This is a genomic window from Pseudanabaena biceps PCC 7429 (genome assembly GCF_000332215.1).
Lineage (GTDB): Bacteria > Cyanobacteriota > Cyanobacteriia > Pseudanabaenales > Pseudanabaenaceae > Pseudanabaena > Pseudanabaena biceps.
The window spans coordinates 1-3,130 of sequence record NZ_ALWB01000373.1 but is presented as its reverse complement, the minus strand read 5'-3'; the positions used below and the strand labels follow the sequence as shown (position 1 = coordinate 3,130).

The following is a 3,130-nucleotide window of genomic DNA, read 5'->3' as shown; positions in this document are numbered from 1 at the left end:
CGCATTAGGACAATGCAAGATAGGGAAGGTTGGCGCAAAGCGCCAACCTTCCCTATCTTGCATTTTAAGAAAAAGGGGAGAGGACTTTACTAATAGACTTGAAACCCAAAAGATGTGTGATGGTGTTTTGCACCATCACACATCTTTTGGGTTTTAATTTAATTATGTCCAGTTACTTATACGATCAAGATCGCTACTAAAGTAAATAGGTGCAATTAAATATAAAGCCCTTAAACCTATAGCGCACAATGCGCGAGCGCTACAGGTTTAGGGTTTGGTTTTTAATTATGCCTAGATACTTAAATCGTTTTAGGGATGGAAGTTTGATGTCAGAGTCTTTATTCGAGCAGGCAAGTCAACGACTAGCCGATGCGATCGCCCATGTTGATGTTTCTGCGGATGTGATCGAGCGACTCAAATCGCCAAAAGCGAGTTTACAAGTTTCTATTCCCGTGCGGATGGATGACGGAACCTTAAAGGTTTTTCAAGGCTATCGCGTGCGCTATAACGATTTGCGGGGTCCAACTAAAGGGGGAATCCGTTTCCATCCCAATGTCAATATGGATGAGGTGACATCCCTCGCATTCTGGATGACTTTTAAGTGTGCAGCGGTGAATTTGCCCTTTGGCGGAGCAAAGGGGGGCGTGGCGGTCGATCCAAAACAACTATCTAAATTTGAACTAGAGCGGCTCAGTCGGGGATATATCAATGCGATCGCCGATTTTATGGGTGCTGATGTGGATATTCCTGCCCCCGATGTCCAAACCAATCAAACGATAATGGGTTGGATGGTCGATGAGTATAGCAATATTCAGCGTCGTCTCTGTCCTGCGGCGATTACTGGCAAACCAATTGCTATGGGCGGCAGCTTAGGCAGAGAGACCGCAACGGGCTTGGGAGCTTTTTTTGCGATCGAAACTCTCATGCCCCTATTGGGAATGCATCGAGAACAAACCACCGTGGCAGTGCAGGGTTTTGGTAATGTGGGATCAGCGATCGCCGATCTGCTGAGCAAGGCAGGCTATAGGGTGGTGGCGGTCAGCGATTCTAAAGGTGGAATTTATGCGCTGCAGGGGCTAGATGTACCGAGTATTATTCAATATAAAAATTCGACGCGCACTTTTCAAGCAGTGTATTGTCAGGATACATTGTGCAATATTGTCGATCATCAAAGGATTACGAATGAAGAATTGCTAAAGCTAGATGTGGATTTTTTGATCCCCGCAGCTTTAGAAAACCAAATCACTGAAAGCAATGCCTACGATATTCGCGCTAAGTACATTTTTGAGATTGCTAATGGTCCTGTAACTCCTGCGGCGGATGCAATTTTAGAGAAGCGAGGGATTGTGGTAGTACCCGACATACTAGTGAATGCTGGCGGTGTCACTGTCAGTTATTTTGAATGGGTGCAGAATCGGAGCGGATTGTATTGGACTTTGGAAGAGGTGAACGATCGCCTCAAACACAGCATGATTGCCGAGACCTTAAGCATTTGGAAAATCGCGGATCGAAAACAAACCTCAATGAGAACTGCTGCCTATATTCATGCCTTGACAAGACTGAGTGAAGCGATCGAGGCAAAAGGAACTCGCGCCTATTTCGTTCAATAATCATCAAGATTAATAGAACGTGAGTTCGGGATAATTTGAAACGGGCTTTGAGAGAGGGTTTGCGTAGCAAACCCTCTCTCAAAGCCCAAAAGTAAAAGCCTTGCGTAGCAAGGCTTTTACTTTTGGGCTTTTAAAATTTGCCAGTTTCCCCCGCACTGACGTTACTTAGAAAAATTTGAAAAATTAATTACTTATTGATTGCTTAAGGATGATTATAGGTTGTAATATGGTTAGCTGGACTGAAAAAATAGGAGACTACCATGAGTCGCGTATGCCAACTAACAGGCAAAAAAGCCAATAATGCTGTATCGATTTCTTTCTCTCACAAACGTCATAAGCACTTACAACAAGTAAACTTACAAGACAAAAGAATTTGGTGGGAAGAAGGAAAGCGATTTGTAAAATTACAAATTTCTACAAAAGCCATCAAGACTTTACAAAAGAAAGGACTCGCTGCATTTGCAAAGGAAGCAGGTCTTGACCTTCGCAAGTTCTAATCATAAAGGGGTGCAATGCACCCCTTTATGATTTTGGTATTTTGGAGATTTTCATGAATATTGGGATTGTGGGTTTAGGATTAATCGGTGGTTCCCTAGGGTTAGATCTGCTCGCTTCATCGCCAGATCGTAACTATGTATGGGGGATCAGTCGTAATATCAATACCTGCAAACAAGCCGAAGCGATCGCAGCGGTAAATATTGCCAGTACCGATATTGCCGAAATCCCCGATCAGGTGATCGAGCAGACAGATATCGTCGTTGTTTGCACGCCGATCGCCACGATTGTGCCCACGATTAGATCACTCGCGCCAAAACTGCCCGCTAACGTTATTTTTACCGATGTGGGTTCGGTCAAATCTGCGATCGTCAAACCAGCCGCAGAAATCTGTCAGCAGTTTGGGCAGATATTTATCGGTAGCCACCCAATGGCTGGTACTGCTTTTCAGGGCATACTTGCTGCCGAACGCAATCTATTTCAAAATCGCCCCTGTGTAGTCGTGCCTGATGCCGATCCTGTGGCAGTGGCAAAGGTGCGATCGCTCTGGCAATCGGTGGGCATGAATATCTATGAATGCAGTCCTGAGGAGCACGATCAAGCCGTAGCAATGATTAGCCATGCCCCCGTAATGATCTCTGCTAGCTTGATTGCCGCTTGTGGTCAACAGCGTGATTTCAAGGTTTTGCAATTAGCTCAAAATTTGGCTAGTTCGGGTTTTCGCGATACCAGTCGTGTTGGTGGCGGCAATCCCGAACTTGGACGATTGATGGCAGAGTACAATCAAAAGGCTTTGCTGGGATCGCTGCAAGCCTATCAGAAATCTTTGCAACAGGTAATCGCTTTGATTGAAACCGAGCAATGGCAAGAACTAGAAACTTTTTTAGCTACTACTCAACGCGATCGGGAAATTTACATGAGTTAATTAAAGTGTGACCACACTTTTGTGAATTAAAAACTAAACCTAAGTAATGTCAGTTCGGGTTAAGCTGACAAATTTTAAAAGCCCAAAAGTAAAAGCCTTG

General features: G+C 44.5%; 3 protein-coding genes. All 3 read left to right on the top strand.

The window, feature by feature from the left end; translation table 11 throughout:
• Nucleotides 1–326: 326 nt before the first annotated feature.
• The 3 genes from PSE7429_RS22435 (at nt 327) to PSE7429_RS22425 (ending at nt 3,030) form a co-directional block, all read left to right on the top strand.
• Nucleotides 327–1,610, top strand: a complete 1,284-nt coding sequence (locus tag PSE7429_RS22435) for a Glu/Leu/Phe/Val family dehydrogenase (protein ID WP_009629684.1) — start codon at nt 327–329, stop codon at nt 1,608–1,610.
• A gap of 260 nt (nt 1,611–1,870) precedes the next feature.
• Entirely contained in the window at nt 1,871–2,107 is a 237-nt protein-coding gene (gene rpmB / locus PSE7429_RS22430) for a 50S ribosomal protein L28 (protein WP_009629683.1), read from the top strand.
• Between the two features lie 53 nt (nt 2,108–2,160).
• The gene (locus tag PSE7429_RS22425; RefSeq protein ID WP_009629682.1) at nt 2,161–3,030 is read left to right on the top strand and encodes a prephenate/arogenate dehydrogenase; all 870 of its coding nucleotides are present in this window, start codon (nt 2,161–2,163) and stop codon (nt 3,028–3,030) included.
• Nucleotides 3,031–3,130 lie beyond the last annotated feature (100 nt).

Bases quoted from the DNA above. Each gene is read 5' to 3' on its own strand.
- rpmB (WP_009629683.1), top strand. From the start codon at position 1,871: ATGAGTCGCGTATGCCAACTAACAGGCAAAAAAGCCAATAATGCTGTA.
- PSE7429_RS22425 (WP_009629682.1), top strand. From the start codon at position 2,161: ATGAATATTGGGATTGTGGGTTTAGGATTAATCGGTGGTTCCCTAGGG.
- PSE7429_RS22435 (WP_009629684.1), top strand. From the start codon at position 327: ATGTCAGAGTCTTTATTCGAGCAGGCAAGTCAACGACTAGCCGATGCG.